The sequence below is a fragment of the Nocardia sp. NPDC046473 genome (assembly GCF_040645995.1).
Classification (GTDB): Bacteria; Actinomycetota; Actinomycetes; order Mycobacteriales; family Mycobacteriaceae; genus Nocardia.
Genome location: NZ_JBEYZJ010000011.1, coordinates 306,554 through 323,957 on the forward strand (window position 1 = coordinate 306,554; position 17,404 = coordinate 323,957).

A 17,404-nucleotide genomic window follows, 5' to 3' on the forward strand; every position below is an offset into this window, starting at 1 on the left:
TCGTTTCCTGGCTCGCACTATCGCCCAGCCCCCCGTCAAGACTTCCTGGGTCGGCCACGACCATGCAAGCCCCTAGAAACTGTGCCCATCATGCTGTCGCCCACTGGCAGTGTTGAATTGGCCTTTGTCTGTTTCGGATGTCGGGAATGGTCGATTCGATTTCGCCGGATTCAACTGGGGAGCACCGGCATTGTCTCGACGTCCCCACCGCGATACTGTGCGGCTATGAGCGAATCTCGGTTCCGCCGTGGCCTCGCGCAGCCGCTGTTGCTTTCCGCCGTGGTCGCGCTGCTGCTCGCATCGGCCGCGTGCGGCGGCTCAGGCGAAACCCAGGCCAGGCCAAGCGATCCGCAGGCAACGAGCGTCGAGGTGAACCAGACCGGCGGCTTCGCCGGCGTCGACCAGCTCTATACCGTCGACGACAAGGTCGAGAACCAGCGTCGCGGCAGCTTGTTCGACATGGTCGGCAGCCCGGAGTTCCGGACGCTGACCGACGCCTACACCGGACCCAACGACTGCCGGGATTCGTACTTCTACACAGTGACCGTCACCTATCGCGACGGCACCAGCAAGCGCGTCACCACCGACGAATGCAACGAGTCGCCCAAATTGCTGACCGACGTTATCGCGCTGACGAAAGAAATCGGGCAGCGTAAGGACGGGAAATAGCCGCCCCGCGCGACACCGGTGCGAGTGTCCGGCGTCACCCTGCGCCGACGGTTACGCGTGGTTGAATATCCGAACCGTATCCAGCGTGTCCTGAACGGACCGCTGAGCGAGGCCGAGTTTTGGGCATTGCCCCGATTCAGGAGGTCGTCGTGCGTGAAAGGTTCGAGGTTCTCCTGCACGGCCCCATCGAGGCTGTTTTCGACCTGATCACCCAGGCGAGGTTCTGGCCGCAGTGGCACCCGTACACGCGTTCGGTGGGCGGCGTGACCGAACGGCCCTTCCGGTTGGGCGATGCCGTATACGAGCACGGCGTCACCGACGGGGTCGACTTTCACCTCTATTGGGAGGTGCGCGAATACGAGCGCCCCCGGCGGGTGATGCTGTATGACCGCGGGCACGACGCCACCTTGCGATACACCTTCGAGGAACGTGGCGGGGAGACTCTCTTCAGTCGTGAGCAGTGGATCAACCCTGATCGTGCGCACGGAGTTGCCAACACCCCGGTGTCGTTCACCGATCGCGTGGCAGAGGCGTCCGAAGCTGCGGTCATCTGGCTCGCTGATCACATCAATGGACTGTTGGACGCCGAGAAGGTCAGTATTCCGCCGAAGGAAGTCGCGGAGGGTGTCGTCACGGGGGAGTGACTATCGCGCGGGCGGAGTTGGCGACGAGTTCTTCCATGTGGCAAGGGATCTCGCTGTTCGTGCCGAGGTAGCGCCGGACTATGGCATAGGGGAGATCGATCACGGCGATGATCGCCTTGTCGGTGGTGTGTTCGGCCGGTTCGAGTCGTCGAGCGACGGTGGTGACGGCGTCACGCAACGCCGCGTCGAGTTCGGCGTTGCGGGTGGTTTGGTCGGAGGTCCAGCGGTCCGGGGTATAGGCGGCGGGGCCTGCGAGTAGGACGTGCGCCTCGTCGGGGTGGTCGCGCGACCAGGTGAGTACGTATCGCGCCGCGTCGACGCAGGCCTCGACCGGATCGTCGGCGGCCAGCAGCGGTAGCAAACCGGCGTGGAACCGTTCGAGTGTGCGGATCCAGAGCGCCCCGCTGAGTGCCGCGCCGGTGGGGAAGCGGTGATACACCGATCCGCTCGGTGCGCCCGACGCACGGACAACTGCTTTGACGGACAAGCCGCTCACGCCTGTCGTCGCGACGATCCGAGTCGCGGTATCCAGCAGCAGATCGGTGTCGTATATCGCAGGCCGTGGCATATCAGCAATCTTACAGCTAGTATTGGAGACGTCTCTCTAATACTAGCCGGGAGGAATCGTGAACACAGCGACAGAAACCGCCGAACAGCTCTACACCACACTTGCCAAGGTCGATATCGACGGCCTCAAAGCCTTGCTGACCGACGACTTCGTCGGCGAGATCAGTATGGGCATGCCGCATGGCGTCGCCGGACTGCACCACGGTCCGGACGACATGATTCATCGAATGTGGGGTGTGCTCGGCAAGGTCTACGACATCCACGTCGACCCCAGCGAATACCTCGCCGTCGGCCCCGATCGCGTCGTCGTACTCGGCCGCTACTGGGGTCCGGCGCGCAGCGGCGACACCGAGGTCGACGCCGCCTTCGCGCACGTCATCACCACTCGCGGCGAACAGATTTCGCACCTCGTGCAGATCACCGACACCGCACGCTGGGGTTTCACCCCCGACTCCGCCACCCGCTGACGCGAACACGGGTGGCGGAGTTCGGATCTCAGGTCAGGTGATCGAAATCGCCACGCACCCAGCCGATGTGCCGCTCGGCCGAGCGTCGGATGGCGGCGCGCGCGTCACCGTCGATGATCTTGCCGAAATTGTCGTAGAGGCGGTCGAATTCGAACTCCTCGGCGGTCTTCGTGACGCGTTCCACTACCGCGGGTGACAGTGGGATCCGGTTGGGATAGCTACGCATGAAGGCGACCGTTTTACGATCCGGATTGGCGTGAATGGTGTCCGCACTGAACAGCACACCGCGGCCCTCGGCACCTGCCGCCCAATGCAGTACCCCGCTGCCCTGGAAGTGCCCGCCCAACTGGCGCACGGTAATACCCGGGACCGGCTCGAGCCGCCCCGACCACGGCCGAATCACCGGATCCGGCCGGGCGATCCACTGCAGATCGGATTCGGCCACGTACACCGGCACACCGCCGAGTGCCCGGCTCCACTCCACCTGCACGCCGTAATGATGCGGATGACTCGGCACGATAGCGACGACCTCACCGAGTTCCAGCACCCGACGCGCCGCATCCTCATCGACGTAACCGGTCAAGTCCCACAGCACATTCCCCGCAGGTGTCCGCACCAAATGCGACTCCTGCCCGATCCCCACCTCCGGCTCGACCGTCACACCGAACATGTCCGGCTCCAACTCCCGCACCACCACCTGGTGCCCCGCCGCGGCGAGCTTCTCGAGCGTCGTCCACTGCTGCCCCGCAGCAGGCACCCACTGCCGCTCATCGGCGCAGATGCGGCAAACCTCCGCCCCCGCCTCGTGCTCCACCGCGCACGTCTGACAGATCTTCCACATATCCACTCTCATCCTGCCGAGTACACCCACTCCGTTTCTACACGTCCCGGAATCCCCGCCACAGTCGAACCGCCCGGCGATACCCTCCGGGCGATCGGCACAGTTCGACGCCGCGATTCGCAGCGGGTGACATCTGAGGCGTCAGATGGCTTGGCCGCCTGGTATCGGGGCGCCGCTGACGAAGCCATTTGTCAGCTGGTTGAGGAGGTTGAGCAACAGAATGAATTGCAGAAACGGAGGCATGTCGGTTCTCCCAATGGGTTTCGGAGTTTTCCACGGCGTGGTAGTCGATATCGTCAGCGCTCGAGGTAAAAGAAGTGGTGGGGTTGTGGCAAAGGGAGGTAAGAATCTGCGATGAGTGCCGCAGGTGCGGATTCTTACGCGGTTTTGCGATCGGCTTGGCATTGCTCTGACCGGGGCCGCGCAACCTGAACGAGACACCCGGTGGCCGCCGGGTGATCGTGACGGAAGGAAGTGCCCCGTGTCGCAGAACCTCTATCTGACCGGCCGCGAGCGTGTTTCGGCTCCGGACGCCGGAATCTCCCTGCCCGCCGATGTGGCGCGCTACTGGAGCGGTCGCCATGTCGTGATCACCGGCGGGAGCAGCGGTATCGGGCTTGCGGTGACCGAGTCGGCGTTGTCGGTGGGTGCGCGGGTCAGTGTTCTCGCGCTCGAAGACAGTGCACTGGAACGCCTTTCGTCCTTCGCGGAGTCAGTGCCAGGGCTCGCGGTGTTCGCCGTCGACGTGACCGACAAGGCGCAGGTCGATGCGGCCGTGGCGGAAGCCCGTGCCCGCCACGGCGAAATCGGCGCGGTGATCGCATGTGCCGGTATAGCCAAGCCCGGCTACTTCGCGCATTTGAACGACACCGACTTCGTTCGCCACATGTCGGTGAATTACTTTGGGGCGCTGCATGTTATCCAATCGACGGTGCAGGATCTGTGTGCCGGTGAGCGCGGCAGCGTCACGGTCATCTCGTCCCTGGCCGCCGTGCTGCCCTGCTTCGGTTACAGCGCATACAGTCCCAGTAAGTCCGCCGTGCGGACGCTGTGTGCGGTGCTGCGCCAAGAGCTCAAACCGCACGGTGTCACGGTCACCGTGGTCATGCCGCCCGATGTCGACACCCCGCAGCTGGCCGCCGAGTCCGCGACCAAACCGCCGGAGCTGCGGGCATTGAGCTCCGCGGCGCCGATCACCGCGGCTGCCGTCGCGCACGCGCTGCTGGTCGGTGCGGCTCGCGGCCGCGCCTCGGTCGTGCCCACCCTGTCCGGTCGCCTGATGCAATGGCTCGCGGCCGTCGCGCCCGGGGTGATGGCGTGGATCATGGACCGGACCATCGCCCGCGTGCAGCATTCTCGCTGAAGTGGTTGCGGCCGGTCGTGTTTCAACCTGACGGCCGGCCGCGACCGCTGGACCGGCGAATCCGGTCGCCTCGGCGGCCGGTCGCTGCTAACTTGCTGCCGTGGAACTCTTCTCGAGCTCGTGGACAGCGTTGCGCACAGCCGTCGACGAACTTCCGGACCGGGACTTCGCGCAGCCGTCCGGCTGCACCGGCTGGCTGGTTCGGGACCTGGTGTGTCACTTGATCATCGACGCGCAGGACGTCCTCATCACGCTGGTGACACCCACCGACAAGGAGCCGACCCGCGACGCGGTGACCTATTGGAAAATCGTCGAGACACCCACCGGCGACGACCCGCTCGACGCCCTCATCGTCCGGCTGGCCGCCGCCTATGAGCAGCCGGAACTGCTGAAGTTCCACCTCGACGACGTCGGCTCCGCCGCAGGTCGCGCCGCCGAACTCGCGGACCCCGACCTCCGCGTCAGTACCCAGGACTATGTACTCACCGTGGCCGACTACCTCGGCGCATACGTCATGGAGTGGACCCTGCACCACCTCGACCTGATCGCCTACCTCCCCGACGCCCCCGAACCGCCCGCCGAAACCCTGTCTCGTGCGCGCGAGATGCTCGAAAAGATCGCCGGGTCCCCATTCCCGGTGTCGTGGCCCGATAAGGATGTCCTACTGATCGGCACCGGCCGCCGGATCCCGACCGATGCCGAACAAGCCGAATTAGGCGAGCTGACAACGAAACTCCCTCTCGTCCTCGGATAACGTGAGTCGCCCGCATTCGATTTGAAAGTGCTTCTTAACGAATGTAAGTACGGCACTGCTGAGAGTTCATGATTCGGGAAATTGATTTACCGTAGTCCCGGATCGACCAATCGAAGCGAGCGCAGTCCGCCGCCTCGAGGCGGAGGACGGCTCGGTGATGCGCGGTCCGCGCGGCGATCGGCCAACCGAGTTCGGCAGTGAGGGTACAGGTGTCAGTCATACGTTCGTCCAAGCGGTATGTGGTCACCACGCTGGTGACCGTCGGTGTCGCCGTCGGTTCGTCTGCTGTCACCGCGCCCGCCATCGCACAGGCGGAGCCGAACGGTTGCGCAGCGACTTTCAATCTGTTCATTCCCGGCACCTGGGAGACCGACGAGGACGCCGACCCCGCGCGACCCGTCGGCATGCTCGCGCCGATCGCGGATGCCATCGCACGCCAGCAGGGGCCGCGCTCCGAAATCTATTTCACGCCCTATATGGCCCGCGCGTTCGACAACGGCTACACCTACGCCGACAGCAAGAACACCGCGCTGGCCAACGCGACCGCCGCGTTGCGGGATTACGGAACACGCTGCCCCACCGCCAGATTCACGATCAACGGCTACAGTCAGGGTGCCGACGCCGCAGGCGATCTCGCCGCCGACATCGGCAACGATCGCGGCCCCGTCCCCGCCGACCGGGTGCTGGCCGTCGGCCTGCTCGCCGATCCGGGCGCGGGCACCAAGGGCGAGGTCGTCGTCGGTCCCGGTACCAGGGGCACCGGGATCGCCGATCCGCGGCCGCAGGGCATGGGCAAACTCTCGGGTCGGGTCACCTCGATCTGCGACCCCAAGGACCTGTACTGCTCGATTCAGAAGGGCGTCAACCCGTTGCTGGGGGCATTGGGTTCGATCCTGAGCAAGACGATGAGCATCGGCGCGCCGCCGGCTGACCCGAACCTTCCGGTGGCCGCGGCCCTGACCTCGGATTTCTCGAAGACCGATCTTCCAGGTGTGGCCGCCGACGTGGCCGGTCTGACCGCAGGCCTGGCGGCGCCCGCAGGCATCGACCTGGTCCGGGTCCGCAACAGCGCGAACAAGCTGTCGGACACCCTCAACCCACTCGTCGATCTGGCCGACTCCGGCGCGGCCAACCCGGCTGCCACGGCCCGCCTGATCGCCGCGCCGGACGGTACCGCGGAGCACAACGCGGGTGAGGTGCTGAGCGCGGCAGGGGAATCGGACCTGTCGGGTGCCGCATCGGCGGTGAGCACGATCGCCGATACCGCGACCAAACTGCTGAACCGCGGCGTCGGCACACTGGCGGCGGGCTCGCCCAAAGCGCGCTCACTGCGCGCCGAAGCCCACGCCGTTCGCAATCGGGTCGCACCACTGGCCGCCACCCCGCCCGAAACCCTTGGCTCGGCAACGAGAATCCTGTCGCTGCTCAAGCCGAGTGTGATGGTCGACCAGGCGCTCGACGTCGCCGCCGACGTCACCTCGTTCGACTTCCAAGGCCTACTCGACAATCTCACGCTGCTGCCGCAGAAGGTCGTCGCGATGGACGCCGGGGGCGCCAACGAAATCGCCGGTGAACTGAACAACCAGCTGCAACCGCTGGCCGACCTCAGCGGCAGCGTCGACCTGAAATGGATTTCGCAGGTCCTGTCGATCATTCCGGACTCGCAGGGCTACACCGAGGTTGCGGCCCGGGTGACCTCGATCCTGTCCAACGTCGACATCCCTCGCTTGGTCAATATCGTCAGTCGGATTCAAGACGTCGCGTGGTCGGTACTGCAGAAGGTGGTTCCGCCGGCCGGGCAGGCCCCCGATCTGGTCGGCGCGGGCGTCGCGCTGTCCGGCCTGCTGCCGATCGGCGCCGACCTGGCCGCGGCGGCGGCCGACATGTTCGCAGGCAAGCCGCAGCAGGCCGCGCCGCAGGTACTCGGCAAGCGGGCCCCGGCGCGCGCCGTCGCCCAGCAGGACCTCGACCTCGGCGACCTGACCGCCCCGCTCGGTCGCATGGCCCCCTTCCACGACGTCAACCTGGTCAACCTCGTCGTCGACGGCCTCAGCGCCGCAAACTTTGTCGCCTCCGGCGCGCACACGAACTACGGAGCGCTGGTCGTCGACGGCTCCGGCCGCAACGCCGTCCAGTGGCTGGGCGACTGGATGAACCAGCGCATCGGATACGTCAAGTAGCCCGGTCGACAGTGCCACTGTGAAGTCTGCTCGAAAGAGATGACGGTGTCGGACGATCCATTCGGTGGTCGGCAACCGACCAGTGCGGAGACGGCATTGGCGATCGCTCGGGTGAAGGCGGCCGAGCGCGGGATCGAGGCCGACTTCGTGGGGGCAACGGGTTTCAGCTGACGCGGCTGAGCGGTAGGTGCGCGGTTCGGGCGTGAAATTCTGTTGATCGTGTTGGTCGGCGGTCAATACAGTGCCTGGAAACCCACTGCGAAAGGGCTGCGCCGTGCACATCGCCATCCTGACCTTCGAGGGGTACAACGAACTCGACTCCCTCATCGCCCTCGGTGTCCTCAATCGGATCAAGAAGCCGGACTGGCGGGTGTCGATCGCCGGTCCGACCCAGCGCGTCCGCTCGATGAACGGTGTCGTCATCGAGTCGATGGCCACCCTCGAGGAAGCCAATGCCGCCGATGCGGTACTCGTCGGCAGCGGCAGCCGGACTCGCGAAGTCGTCGCCGACCGAGCGCTCATGGCGCGGCTGCAACTCGATCCGTCCCGTCAGCTGCTCGCCGGACAGTGTTCCGGCACATTGGTTTTGGCCAAGCTCGGGCTGCTCGACGGTGTCCCCGCGTGTACCGATCTCACCACCAAGCCCTGGGTTCAAGCCGCGGGCGTCGACGTCCTCAATCAACCCCTCTTCGCCAAAGACAACATCGCCACCGCGGGCGGCTGCCTCGCTTCTCCCTACCTCGCCGCCTGGATGATCGCGCGTCTGGAGAGCGTCGAAGCGGCTGAAGAAGCGCTGTATTACGTTGCGCCGGTGGGGGAGAAGGAAGAGTACGTGGCCCGCGCGATGCGGAACATCACGCCATATCTGCGCGAGGCTACCGTCTCGGCCTGACGCTGCCGCTAAGCGGGGAGATTGTCCGCGCGGACGTTGCGCAGCGCGTAGTCGACCGCGGGGTCGGTGCGGAGTTTCCAGTCGGGGCCGGTGAAGTAGCTTGCGGCGGTCTTGTCGCCGTCTACGAGGTAGCGGAGCCAGGCGAGGGTGATGGTCGCGGTGGGGTTGTGGGCGGCGTCGTCGAACGGGGTCCAGTGGGTTACGCCTTTGAGGCACACCAGGATTGCGGGAGCGTTGAAGGCGAGTTCGTATTCGACGAGTCGCGGTAGGAAGTGCGGAACGATGAAATCGGCGGAACCGGTGAGGTAGAGGGTGGGGACGTTGACGAGGAAGGCGGCGGCGACCGGTCCCGGCTGGGTGGGGACGGCGCCGATGACGCGGAATTCCGGATCGATCAGCTGGTAGATGTTCGGCGGGATGCCTGCGCCGTTGATGGCGGCGCCGCCACCGCCGGAGTGGCCGCCGATCACGGTGCGGCCGAGATCGAGCTTGCCGTGCAACACATTTCGCGGATCACGGTTGGCCGTGGACAGGGCCGCCGCGGCGGCGAGGGGGAGTTCGTCCAGTGAATTGATCAGGTCGTGCGGCATCGCGACGACGAAACCGTTACTGGCCCACAGCCGGGCGCTGGCGTCGTAATTGCCTGGCTCGGAGCTGAATCCGGGAATCCAGATGACCGTCGGCACCCGGGTCATCGTGGCGATGTCCTTCGGGTAGTAGAAGTCAACGCCGACGGGCGAGTCCAGGCCGCCGGGGAATTCGCGCGTGCAGGTCATCGCCGAGTGGTTGCCGAGCGCGTGGCCGACGGCGTCGTACAGGGCGTACAGCGCCTGGCATGGGTACACCGCCGCCGTACTCACCGCCTCGTGCTCGCCGGCGGGCGCGTATCGGCTCAGCGGGACCGGGCCGGGATCGAAAGAGTCGGCCGAGGCGGGCGCGGCGCACGCCATACCGGCGAGCAGCGACCCGGCGGCGAGCACAGCCGCGGCACTGCGCCGAAATCCGAACCAGGACATACGCCCCTCCTCCGCAACCCGCGAGCCGCAGGCCGTTCCCATCCGTCGGCCCGGCTGTAGGTGATCGACGATCGATCAGCATGCAGTGAACGAAACTTGGTCGACCGTCCAGTTTCTATGATGCGTCGAGTCGGTAAATGCGGTGAGAACTTGACTGCTATATGTGACCAATCGGGCGTCGCAACTGGTCGGACACTCCGATTGTGCGGGATTCCAACTTTGGCTCGGTCCACGGAATCGGGACCTTCGCGGTACGTCGCGGTTTACAGTTGATCGACGGTCCAGCGCGAGATGGCGGAGGCGGTCAGGCCGCGCCGGTGGGTTCTCGTCGGGAATCTATGGAGGTCGATCATGGGCGTCGCGGTCAGGGCCGAAGGATGCACCAAATCATTTGGCTCGCAGCGGATTTGGCAGGATGTCTCGCTTGCGCTGCCGTACGGTGAGGTGAGCGCGCTGCTGGGCCCGTCGGGCACCGGTAAGTCCGTTTTTCTGAAGTCGCTGATCGGGCTGCTGCGGCCCGAGCGCGGCTCGATCTTTGTCGGCGACACCGATATCACGACCTGCTCCAACAAGCAGCTCTACGAGATCCGTAAACTCTTCGGCGTGCTGTTCCAGGACGGCGCGCTGTTCGGTTCCATGACCCTGTACGACAACGTCGCCTTCCCGCTTCGGGAGCACACGAAGAAGTCGGAGTCGCAGATCAAGCAGATCGTCATGGAAAAGCTGGAGCTGACCGGCCTGCTGGGCGACGAGGGCAAGCTCCCCGGCGAAATCTCCGGCGGTATGCGCAAGCGGGCGGGCCTGGCGCGCGCATTGGTACTCGACCCGCAGATCATCCTGGTCGACGAGCCCGACTCCGGCCTCGACCCGGTCCGCACCTCCTACCTGAGCCAATTGCTGATCGACATCAACGCACAGATCGACGCCACCATCCTGATCGTCACGCACAACATCAACCTCGCGCGCACCGTGCCGGACAATATCGGCATGCTGTTCCGTCGCCAGCTGGTGATGTTCGGCCCGCGCGAAGTCCTGCTCACTTCCGATGAGCCCGTGGTCAAGCAGTTCCTCAACGGCCGGATGCAGGGCCCGATCGGCATGTCCGAGGAGAAGGACGAAGCCCAAATGGCCCGCGAGCAAGCAATGTTCGACGCAGGTCACCACCACGGCGGTGCCGAAGAGATCGAAGGCATCGCCCCGCAGATGCAGGCGACACCGGGCATGCCGGTGCGTCAGGCTGTGCTGCGCCGCAAGGAACGGGTCCGCGAGATCATGCACACCCTCCCGCATCCGGCCCAGGTGGCAATTCGCGAATCACTCGACCGAAACGACAATTGACCGGGGGCTATCGCAGAGGAGCGGCCATGCCGACAGTGCGGGAAGCGTCTTACGAGGTACTGCGTGCCCGCGGAATGACCACATTCTTCGGTAATCCAGGCTCCAACGAATTGCCCTTCCTGCAGGATTTCCCGCCGGACTTCCGCTACATTCTCGCGCTGCACGAGGGCGCCGGACTGGCCATGGCCGACGGATACGCACAGGCCACCGGCGGCCCGGTGCTGGTGAGTCTGCACTCGGCGGCTGGTGTCGGGCAGGCGATGGGCAACCTGGTCAACTCCTATATGGCAGGCACGCCCCTGGTCCTGATGAGCGGCCAGCAGTCCCGCGAGCTGCTCACCTCGCAAGGCATGCTTGCCAACCCCGATCCGACGACATTGCCTAAGCCACACGTCAAATGGAGTTTCGAAGCGCCGTCGCCCCAGTCGGTGCCCGCGGTGCTCGCCCGCGCCATCGCATGCGCTACCTCAGCGCCGACAGGGCCGGTCTATGTGTCTGTGCCACTGTCGGATTGGAACGAAACGGCCGACTCCGACAACCAGCAGTATCTGGTCGCCCACTCGGTCCAAGGACGGCCGGTCGCCTCCGCTGCCGTGCTCGAACGGCTCGCTGATCGGTTGAACGCCGCTCGAAATCCAGTACTGGTCCTCGGTCCTGACGTCGATGTGTACGGCGGGTGGGATGCCGGAGTCGCGCTGGCCGAACAGGCCGCACTGCCGGTGCTGCTGGGCAGTTTCGAATACGCCCGGATCGGATTCCCTACCGATCATCGTTGCTACCAAGGCACTTTGGGCCTTTCCGTCGAACAGATCCACGATCAACTCGCACCCTACGATTTCATCGCCTGGATCGGCGGCGCGGTGCTGCCGTATCACGCTTGGACGCCGGGACCATATTTGAAACCAGGCACCGAATTGGTGTCGGTGACAGCCGATCCGGATCAAGCGGCACGTAGCCCGGTGGGCGATGCGATCGTCGGTGACCCGGCCGACGCGCTCGCTCGGTTGGTCACCCTCGTCGATTCTGGTAAACGCCCTATGCCCCAACCACTTTCGCCGTCTGTCGGACAGCCTGGCAGTGCACTCACCAATACGCGACTCAAGCTGGTCCTCGCCCAGCTGCGACCCGACGACGCAGCCTGGATATACGAGGCGCCGTCCTTGGGCTGCTGGTGGGACATCGTGCCGATCAATCAGCCCAACAGCTACTTCTATGCCGCGGCAAGCGGATTGGGATACGGACTACCCGCCGCGGTCGGCGTCGCGCTCGCGCAGCCGGGCAGGCGAGTGGTCGCGCTCATCGGCGACGGGTCGGCAAACTACAGCATCACCGGCCTGTGGTCGGCGGCCCAACAGCACCTCGACATCACCTATGTCATTGTCCGCAACGGCATTTACCAGGTCCTCGCCGATTTCGGCTCGTGGCTGCGTGCCCCAGAACTGCCAGGTCTCACGCTGCCGGGAATCGACTTCGTCTCCCTGGCACAGGGATACGGCGTCCCCGCGGTCGCCGTCGCGGACCCCGACGCGCTCCTCACCGCACTGAAGAACTCGTTCACCGCTCCGGGGCCTTCGTTGATTCAAGTCGACGTCGTGCCGGAAACGAGCGACATCTTCGCCTGATCCGACGACCGATGGACGGCAAGGTGCCCGCGAGCGGGCCTGAGCCGCCGACGTTTGCTTCGGTCGGCTCGCCGATCACCTTGCCGCCCAACTGCGTAACTAGGGCTTGCTGAACTCTTTGATCAGTACGGGATACTGTTCGCCACCGTGCCCGGCGGCGATCGAGCGGTCGGCCATCGCCTTGAACAGCCTCGGCAGTTCGGCGTTGACGCCCAGTCGCTCGCTCTCCTCGATCAGGTGCTCCATCGTCCGCACGTGGGTTTCCAGCGCTGCCACCTCGGTGGTGAAGGAGCCGCTGTCGATCTGCTCGGCCTGTCGGGGTAGCCATTCGGCCACCCCGGCCGCCATCTGCTTGGCGAACGGCGCGTACGTCGCGGCGTCGATACCGGCAGTCTTGAGCATGGCGGCGCCCTGGAGCCACGCGTTCAGCACGCTCCACATCATGGTCAGGCCGGCCACGTCGTACAGCGACGCCAGCCCATGATCCGCGCCGAGGTAGGTGACGGTGCCGAGCGCGGCGAGTGTCGACTCGTGCGCCTCGAAGTCCGACTGCGGCCCGCTGTGCAGAATTACCGCCTCGGCGGTCCCGAGCGCGGGCGGGATGGCCATGATCGCGCCGTCCAGGTAACGAGCGCCGCGCTGCTCGGCCCAGCGTGCAGCTTCCCTGGCTTGGGCCGAGTCGCCTGAGGTCAGGTTGAGCAAGGTCGTGCCGTCGAGCTCGCTCGTGTCGAGCAGATCGTGCATGGCCGAGTAGTCGGTGAGGCAGATGATCGTCAGCGCGCTCGCCGCGAGCGCGTCGTCGATCGTCGGCGCGAGTCGGGCACCCTCGGCCACTAACTGGTCAGCCTTGGCGGCTGTGCGGTTCCACACGGTGGTGCGATGCCCGGCCTTCAGGAGCGCACCGGCCAATGCCTGCCCCATCAGCCCGAGTCCGAGGACGGTCACGGATGTTTCGGTTTCGTTGGTCATGGCAGCATCATCAACGTTGATATCGGTGTGAAGGTCAAGTGAGGTTTGCGATGTTGATCGGGGAACTGAGTAGTCGGACGGGCGTCAACGCCCATCAGCTGCGCTACTACGAAGCTCAGGGCCTGCTGGCAGCGGACCGCGGCGCGAACGGTTACCGCGAGTACGACGAGTCCGCCGTGCTGCGGGTCAAGCAGATCCGGCACCTGCTCGGCGCGGGTCTGTCCTCCGAGGACATCGCGTACCTGTTGCCGTGCGCCGTGGGCGAGGCCCCGGAGCTGCCGGGGTGCCCGGAGTTGGTGGCCGCGTTGCGGGCCCGGCTGCGGCGACTGGACGATCAGCTGGACAAGCTCACGCAATCCCGTGACGTTCTCGCCGAGTACATCGATGCGGCCGAGCGAACGGGCGGCGAGAGCTATCCACCACTGCATGATGCCGACGCGCTGCCCGCCTCTGCCTGAGTAGCCGGCGCGCTGGGCCGACAGAGTGCACAAATGTCTGCGGCTCGTTTCTCGTGTTAGGCAATGGAAAAGCGACAATCCTGTGTAGTTTGCTAATTGATAGCTCGGGTGGCCTTAATTCATTGAGACCAGGAGAGTCGATCATGGCAATCAGGAATTTCGCTGCTATCACTCGACGTGCGATCGCACGCGCCGAACCGGTTGTGCGACAACCGGCGGATTGTCCGCAGCCGGCTGATTCCTGGCCATTGGCGGTATTGGTCGCGGCACTCACCACGGTCGCGATCTTCGCGCCCGCCTGTAGCAAGGCGGACCCGCAATCTCGGCCGGATGACAGGGCGACCGTGCAGGAGCGTCCGGTGTCGAATGTGCAATGGGCGGCCTGTGACGGTGCCGAACTCGCGGGCCTGGAGTGCGCGACGGTGCGGGTGCCGATGGATTACCGCGATGCGAGTCTCGGGCAGATCGATATCGCGATCAGCAGGGCCGCCGCCAAAGATCCGGAACGACGTTTGGGTGTGCTGTTCACGAATCCCGGCGGCCCCGGCGGCGCGGGTTTGGCGATGCCGATCGGATACGCTGAACAGCCGATCGGGCAGGTCTACGACATCATCGGCATCGACGTGCGCGGCGTGGGGAAGTCGACGAATTTGGCGGCCTGCGCACCGGTCGACGAAACCCGGTTTCCGATTTCCTCGCAGTCGCGCCCGACCGACAACGACCTCGTCCAACTCGTCGAGCAGGCCAAAGCCAAAGAAGCGGCGTGCGCGCAAACCGGCGGCCGGTTTCGTCGTTACGTGACAACGATGAATACCGCCCGCGATATGGACAACATCCGCGGCCAACTCGGCGAATCCGTCATCAACTATCTCGGTGTTTCCTACGGCACCTGGCTCGGCGCGGTTTATGGAGAGATGTTTCCCGAGCACCTGAACCGCAATGTGCTGGACTCGTCGATGGATCCGAAGGTCAGCTGGCGCGACGGCGATGTGAACAACGCGGCGGCAACCAAGAAGAATTTCGAGGACTGGGCCGCCTGGACGGCCGAGCGTGACGCGGTATTCCATCTAGGCGCGAAGCCGGACGCGGTGCGCGCGTCCATCGACACCATCGCTGAGGCGATCATCAAACACCCCGTCGGCGGATTCGACAATCGAGACGATTTCGACGGAGCCGTCGGTGAATTCACCCGCTACCGCAAATCTTGGGCGTCCTTCGCGAAGAGCATGCACTACGTGCTCGACGAGGTGCATGGCGCGCCGCCCCGATCCGACGTGGACAAGAGCAACCAGCACGCCGTGCAAACGGCCGACGCCCTCGATGACGACGCGGTCACCGAACGCGACGACGACAAGGACATGTCGGAGGCGGTAAACGCTGCCGTGCTGTGTGATTGGGACTGGCCGACCGACATGGAGGTCTACTTCCGCGACATGCGCTCGGCCCGCGACACCTTCCCCTACGGCAACACCGTCGGACAGCTCAGTCCGAACGCCTGCTCCTTCCGCACCGACAAAGCCGAACCGTTGGTCAAGGTCGGTGCGCCGAAATACCCACGGGGACTGGTGGTTCAGTCCGACGGCGACACCCAGACCTCCCTCGTCGACGGCCAAGCCATGGCCAAGACCCTGGACAGCGTCCTGATCGTGGTACACAACGAAGGCGCACACGGCCTCTACGCCACCACCCCCGCGAACGCCTGCGTCAACGACGCCGTCAACTCCTACCTACTCGACGCGAAACTCCCCGCGGGCACAGTCGAATGCGCCACCGCCGACCCACCGATGCCGGTCCCCGCCCAACCCGATCCGCAGAACCCCGATCCAGAAGCAGCCATCCCGCTGCTGGGCGAGGCCGCCGACCAGGTCAAAACAGAGGTCGAAGCCGCCCCCTGATCCCCACCTCACGCCGCGTCGACACGCGTTCGGCCTACCCGCGCGCGGGTTTGCCCGCCGCGCAGGAATCAGTTGACGATTTCGTGCGCGGTGGCATGGAACGTGCGCGGCAGCGTGGGCGTGTGCCGCCAGCGGGCTGACGCGAACGTGGTCAGCGGCCGGAAGCCTGCTGCCAGATCTGGCGGGAGGCGGCGAGTGGGTCTGCGGCGACCGTGGGTTCGGTGTCCCAGATTCGGGTGAGGGATTGGGCGGGGGTGAATTCGGGCCAGCCGGGGTCGCCGGTGGTGGCGAAGGAGATCCAGGAGGCGCGGAGTTGTTCGGAGAGGCGGAGCAGGCTTTCCGGGGGCCGGGGGCCGCCGAGGACGAAGGAGGCCAATGGGCTGTCGGTGTTGCCGAGGGTGGCGGGGATGTCGGCGACGTGGCAGGCGCCGAGGATGCCGCCGAGAGCTGGGCTGGCCCAAGTGAAGTCGTAGACGTGGCTGCGGCCGCCCGCGGCGGTGTGCGCCTCGGCGAGCCAGATAGCGGGCATGCGGAACATCGCGTCGGAATACATGACGGTGTAGAGCTGGGCGTCGGTGGACGTCGGGTAGGCCGCGCGGTAGGCGGCGGGCGCGGCGGGTGGCAGGCCGAGATGGGCTGCGGTGCTGGACAAATCGACCGTGCGCAGGCGACTCCGACGGGGCGTCGGCGGCAGGCCGTGACGGCGTAGACCGCGGGCGGTCATGCGCGCGAAGGTCGGCAGTCCTTTGATCATCGCCGACGCGCTGGGTTGGAGTAGGCCGCGGCTCAACGCGAACAGGGTGAACTCGTCATGGGTCGAGCCTGAGATCAGGTCGATGTCGCGGGCGACACCCGAACCTAGTGCGAGCCAAGGCTTGTCGACGACGGTGATGCCGTCGATGACGGGGGTGAAGGCGGTGATCGCCTCGGGCGTCGTCCATGCGCCGGGGTCGGTCTCCATCGCGGCGAGCGGTTCGTCCTGCACGGACAGCAACGCGAGGGGTGTTTGTGTCGCGAGCTCGGCGAGCTCGACACCTAGCGCGGCGGCGATGATTTCGGCGATCCGCCTGGCCTCGTCCTCAGGGAGCAAGCGTGCGGCGGGGCTCTGCACGATGGCGCGCCGGAACAGGCCGCGGGCGCCCGGCGCGGTGAGCAGGGCGGCGATGGACAGCCCGCCGCCCGATTCGCCGAACAGCGTCACGTTGTCCGGGTCGCCACCGAACACGGCGATATTGTCGTGCACCCAGCGCAGTGCCGCGGTCTGGTCGAGGAAGCCGCGATTGGCGGGCGCGCCGGGGACAAAACCGAAGCCCTCGAAGCCGACTCGATAATTGAACGTCACCAGGACGACCCCGCCGCGAGCGAGAATCGCACCGTCGTGTGCCGGATCGCTGGACGAGCCCGCCTTCCAGCCACCACCATGGATCCACACCATCACGGGCAACCGGTCGCCGGTGCCGCCCGGTGTCCAGACGTTCACGCTCAGGCAGTCGAGTCCGTCGGCGGGTCGCCACAACTGCGGAGTTCCAGGTGTCAACGGCAATTGCGGTGGCGCGACACTGTATTCGAGGGCCGGTCGAACACCATCCCAGCCGGCGACCGGGACAGGCGCCCGCATGCGGAGCGCCCCGGACGGCGCGGCGGCGTAGGGGATGCCTTTGAAGACGAAAAGGTCACCGTCCCTGCGACCTTCGATGGCACCGGCCGCGGTCGTGACGACAACTCCCAT

Annotated in this window: 17 protein-coding genes; 12 read left to right on the top strand and 5 right to left on the bottom strand. The window is 65.7% G+C overall.

Annotated elements, in window-relative coordinates; genetic code table 11:
• Positions 1–225: 225 nt before the first annotated feature.
• Both ABZ942_RS36725 and ABZ942_RS36730 read left to right on the top strand, forming a co-directional pair.
• Complete coding sequence (locus ABZ942_RS36725) at positions 226–669, top strand: hypothetical protein (RefSeq protein WP_357390389.1); 444 nt, start codon at positions 226–228, stop codon at positions 667–669.
• A gap of 149 nt (positions 670–818) precedes the next feature.
• A complete protein-coding gene (locus ABZ942_RS36730) occupies positions 819–1,313 on the top strand; it encodes an SRPBCC domain-containing protein (RefSeq protein WP_357390391.1) in 495 nt (164 codons plus the stop codon).
• On the opposite strand, the gene ABZ942_RS36735 is transcribed toward ABZ942_RS36730, so the two are convergent.
• Positions 1,300–1,881, bottom strand: coding sequence for a TetR/AcrR family transcriptional regulator (locus tag ABZ942_RS36735; RefSeq protein ID WP_357390393.1), 582 nt, complete (start codon positions 1,879–1,881; stop codon positions 1,300–1,302). The genes ABZ942_RS36730 and ABZ942_RS36735 overlap by 14 nt on opposite strands.
• Positions 1,882–1,939: 58 nt before the next feature.
• Here ABZ942_RS36735 and ABZ942_RS36740 point away from each other — a divergent pair, with 58 nt between their 5' ends.
• Positions 1,940–2,347, top strand: a complete 408-nt coding sequence (locus tag ABZ942_RS36740; protein WP_357390395.1) for a nuclear transport factor 2 family protein — start codon at positions 1,940–1,942, stop codon at positions 2,345–2,347.
• A 28-nt stretch (positions 2,348–2,375) separates the two neighbouring features.
• On the opposite strand, the gene ABZ942_RS36745 is transcribed toward ABZ942_RS36740, so the two are convergent.
• Positions 2,376–3,200 (bottom strand): hydrolase, encoded by an 825-nt coding sequence (locus tag ABZ942_RS36745; RefSeq protein WP_357390397.1) that lies wholly within the window; start codon positions 3,198–3,200, stop codon positions 2,376–2,378.
• A 469-nt stretch (positions 3,201–3,669) separates the two neighbouring features.
• Between ABZ942_RS36745 and ABZ942_RS36750 the strand changes: the two genes are divergently transcribed.
• From ABZ942_RS36750 to ABZ942_RS36770, 5 genes are all read left to right on the top strand, one after another.
• A complete protein-coding gene (locus tag ABZ942_RS36750) occupies positions 3,670–4,551 on the top strand; it encodes an SDR family NAD(P)-dependent oxidoreductase (RefSeq protein ID WP_357390399.1) in 882 nt (293 codons plus the stop codon).
• Between the two features lie 100 nt (positions 4,552–4,651).
• On the top strand, positions 4,652–5,305 hold the full coding sequence (locus tag ABZ942_RS36755) for a maleylpyruvate isomerase N-terminal domain-containing protein (RefSeq protein ID WP_357390400.1): 654 nt from the start codon (positions 4,652–4,654) through the stop codon (positions 5,303–5,305).
• Positions 5,306–5,514: 209 nt separating this feature from the next.
• Entirely contained in the window at positions 5,515–7,485 is a 1,971-nt protein-coding gene (locus tag ABZ942_RS36760) for a cutinase family protein (protein ID WP_357390402.1), read from the top strand.
• A 45-nt stretch (positions 7,486–7,530) separates the two neighbouring features.
• A complete protein-coding gene (locus ABZ942_RS36765; RefSeq protein ID WP_357390404.1) occupies positions 7,531–7,656 on the top strand; it encodes a hypothetical protein in 126 nt (41 codons plus the stop codon).
• 103 nt (positions 7,657–7,759) lie between these two features.
• On the top strand, positions 7,760–8,377 hold the full coding sequence (locus ABZ942_RS36770) for a DJ-1/PfpI family protein (protein WP_357390406.1): 618 nt from the start codon (positions 7,760–7,762) through the stop codon (positions 8,375–8,377).
• An 8-nt stretch (positions 8,378–8,385) separates the two neighbouring features.
• Here the strand turns inward: ABZ942_RS36770 and ABZ942_RS36775 are convergent, their stop codons facing one another.
• A complete protein-coding gene (locus ABZ942_RS36775) occupies positions 8,386–9,393 on the bottom strand; it encodes an alpha/beta hydrolase (RefSeq protein ID WP_357390407.1) in 1,008 nt (335 codons plus the stop codon).
• Positions 9,394–9,744: 351 nt separating this feature from the next.
• On the opposite strand from ABZ942_RS36775, the gene ABZ942_RS36780 reads away from it, so the two are divergent.
• Positions 9,745–10,731, top strand: coding sequence for an ATP-binding cassette domain-containing protein (locus ABZ942_RS36780; RefSeq protein WP_357390409.1), 987 nt, complete (start codon positions 9,745–9,747; stop codon positions 10,729–10,731).
• A gap of 26 nt (positions 10,732–10,757) precedes the next feature.
• Positions 10,758–12,353 carry a benzoylformate decarboxylase gene (gene mdlC / locus ABZ942_RS36785; RefSeq protein ID WP_357390411.1) on the top strand — a complete coding sequence of 532 codons (1,596 nt, stop codon included), beginning with the start codon at positions 10,758–10,760 and terminating at the stop codon, positions 12,351–12,353.
• A 99-nt stretch (positions 12,354–12,452) separates the two neighbouring features.
• Here mdlC and ABZ942_RS36790 read toward each other — a convergent pair whose 3' ends face one another.
• Positions 12,453–13,322, bottom strand: a complete 870-nt coding sequence (locus tag ABZ942_RS36790; protein ID WP_357390413.1) for an NAD(P)-binding domain-containing protein — start codon at positions 13,320–13,322, stop codon at positions 12,453–12,455.
• Between the two features lie 50 nt (positions 13,323–13,372).
• On the opposite strand from ABZ942_RS36790, the gene ABZ942_RS36795 reads away from it, so the two are divergent.
• Positions 13,373–13,780: a MerR family transcriptional regulator gene (locus ABZ942_RS36795; protein ID WP_357390415.1), complete on the top strand. Its 408-nt coding sequence runs from the start codon at positions 13,373–13,375 to the stop codon at positions 13,778–13,780.
• Between the two features lie 359 nt (positions 13,781–14,139).
• A complete protein-coding gene (locus tag ABZ942_RS36800; RefSeq protein ID WP_357390417.1) occupies positions 14,140–15,675 on the top strand; it encodes an alpha/beta fold hydrolase in 1,536 nt (511 codons plus the stop codon).
• A 151-nt stretch (positions 15,676–15,826) separates the two neighbouring features.
• Here ABZ942_RS36800 and ABZ942_RS36805 read toward each other — a convergent pair whose 3' ends face one another.
• Positions 15,827–17,404, bottom strand: a complete 1,578-nt coding sequence (locus ABZ942_RS36805; protein ID WP_357390419.1) for a carboxylesterase family protein — start codon at positions 17,402–17,404, stop codon at positions 15,827–15,829.

Coding starts and splice junctions, on each gene's coding strand:
- ABZ942_RS36725 (WP_357390389.1), top strand. CDS start 226: ATGAGCGAATCTCGGTTCCGCCGTGGCCTCGCGCAGCCGCTGTTGCTT.
- ABZ942_RS36735 (WP_357390393.1), bottom strand. CDS start 1,881: ATGCCACGGCCTGCGATATACGACACCGATCTGCTGCTGGATACCGCG.
- ABZ942_RS36745 (WP_357390397.1), bottom strand. CDS start 3,200: ATGAGAGTGGATATGTGGAAGATCTGTCAGACGTGCGCGGTGGAGCAC.
- ABZ942_RS36775 (WP_357390407.1), bottom strand. CDS start 9,393: ATGTCCTGGTTCGGATTTCGGCGCAGTGCCGCGGCTGTGCTCGCCGCC.
- ABZ942_RS36780 (WP_357390409.1), top strand. CDS start 9,745: ATGGGCGTCGCGGTCAGGGCCGAAGGATGCACCAAATCATTTGGCTCG.
- mdlC (WP_357390411.1), top strand. CDS start 10,758: ATGCCGACAGTGCGGGAAGCGTCTTACGAGGTACTGCGTGCCCGCGGA.
- ABZ942_RS36790 (WP_357390413.1), bottom strand. CDS start 13,322: ATGACCAACGAAACCGAAACATCCGTGACCGTCCTCGGACTCGGGCTG.
- ABZ942_RS36795 (WP_357390415.1), top strand. CDS start 13,373: ATGTTGATCGGGGAACTGAGTAGTCGGACGGGCGTCAACGCCCATCAG.
- ABZ942_RS36805 (WP_357390419.1), bottom strand. CDS start 17,404: ATGGGAGTTGTCGTCACGACCGCGGCCGGTGCCATCGAAGGTCGCAGG.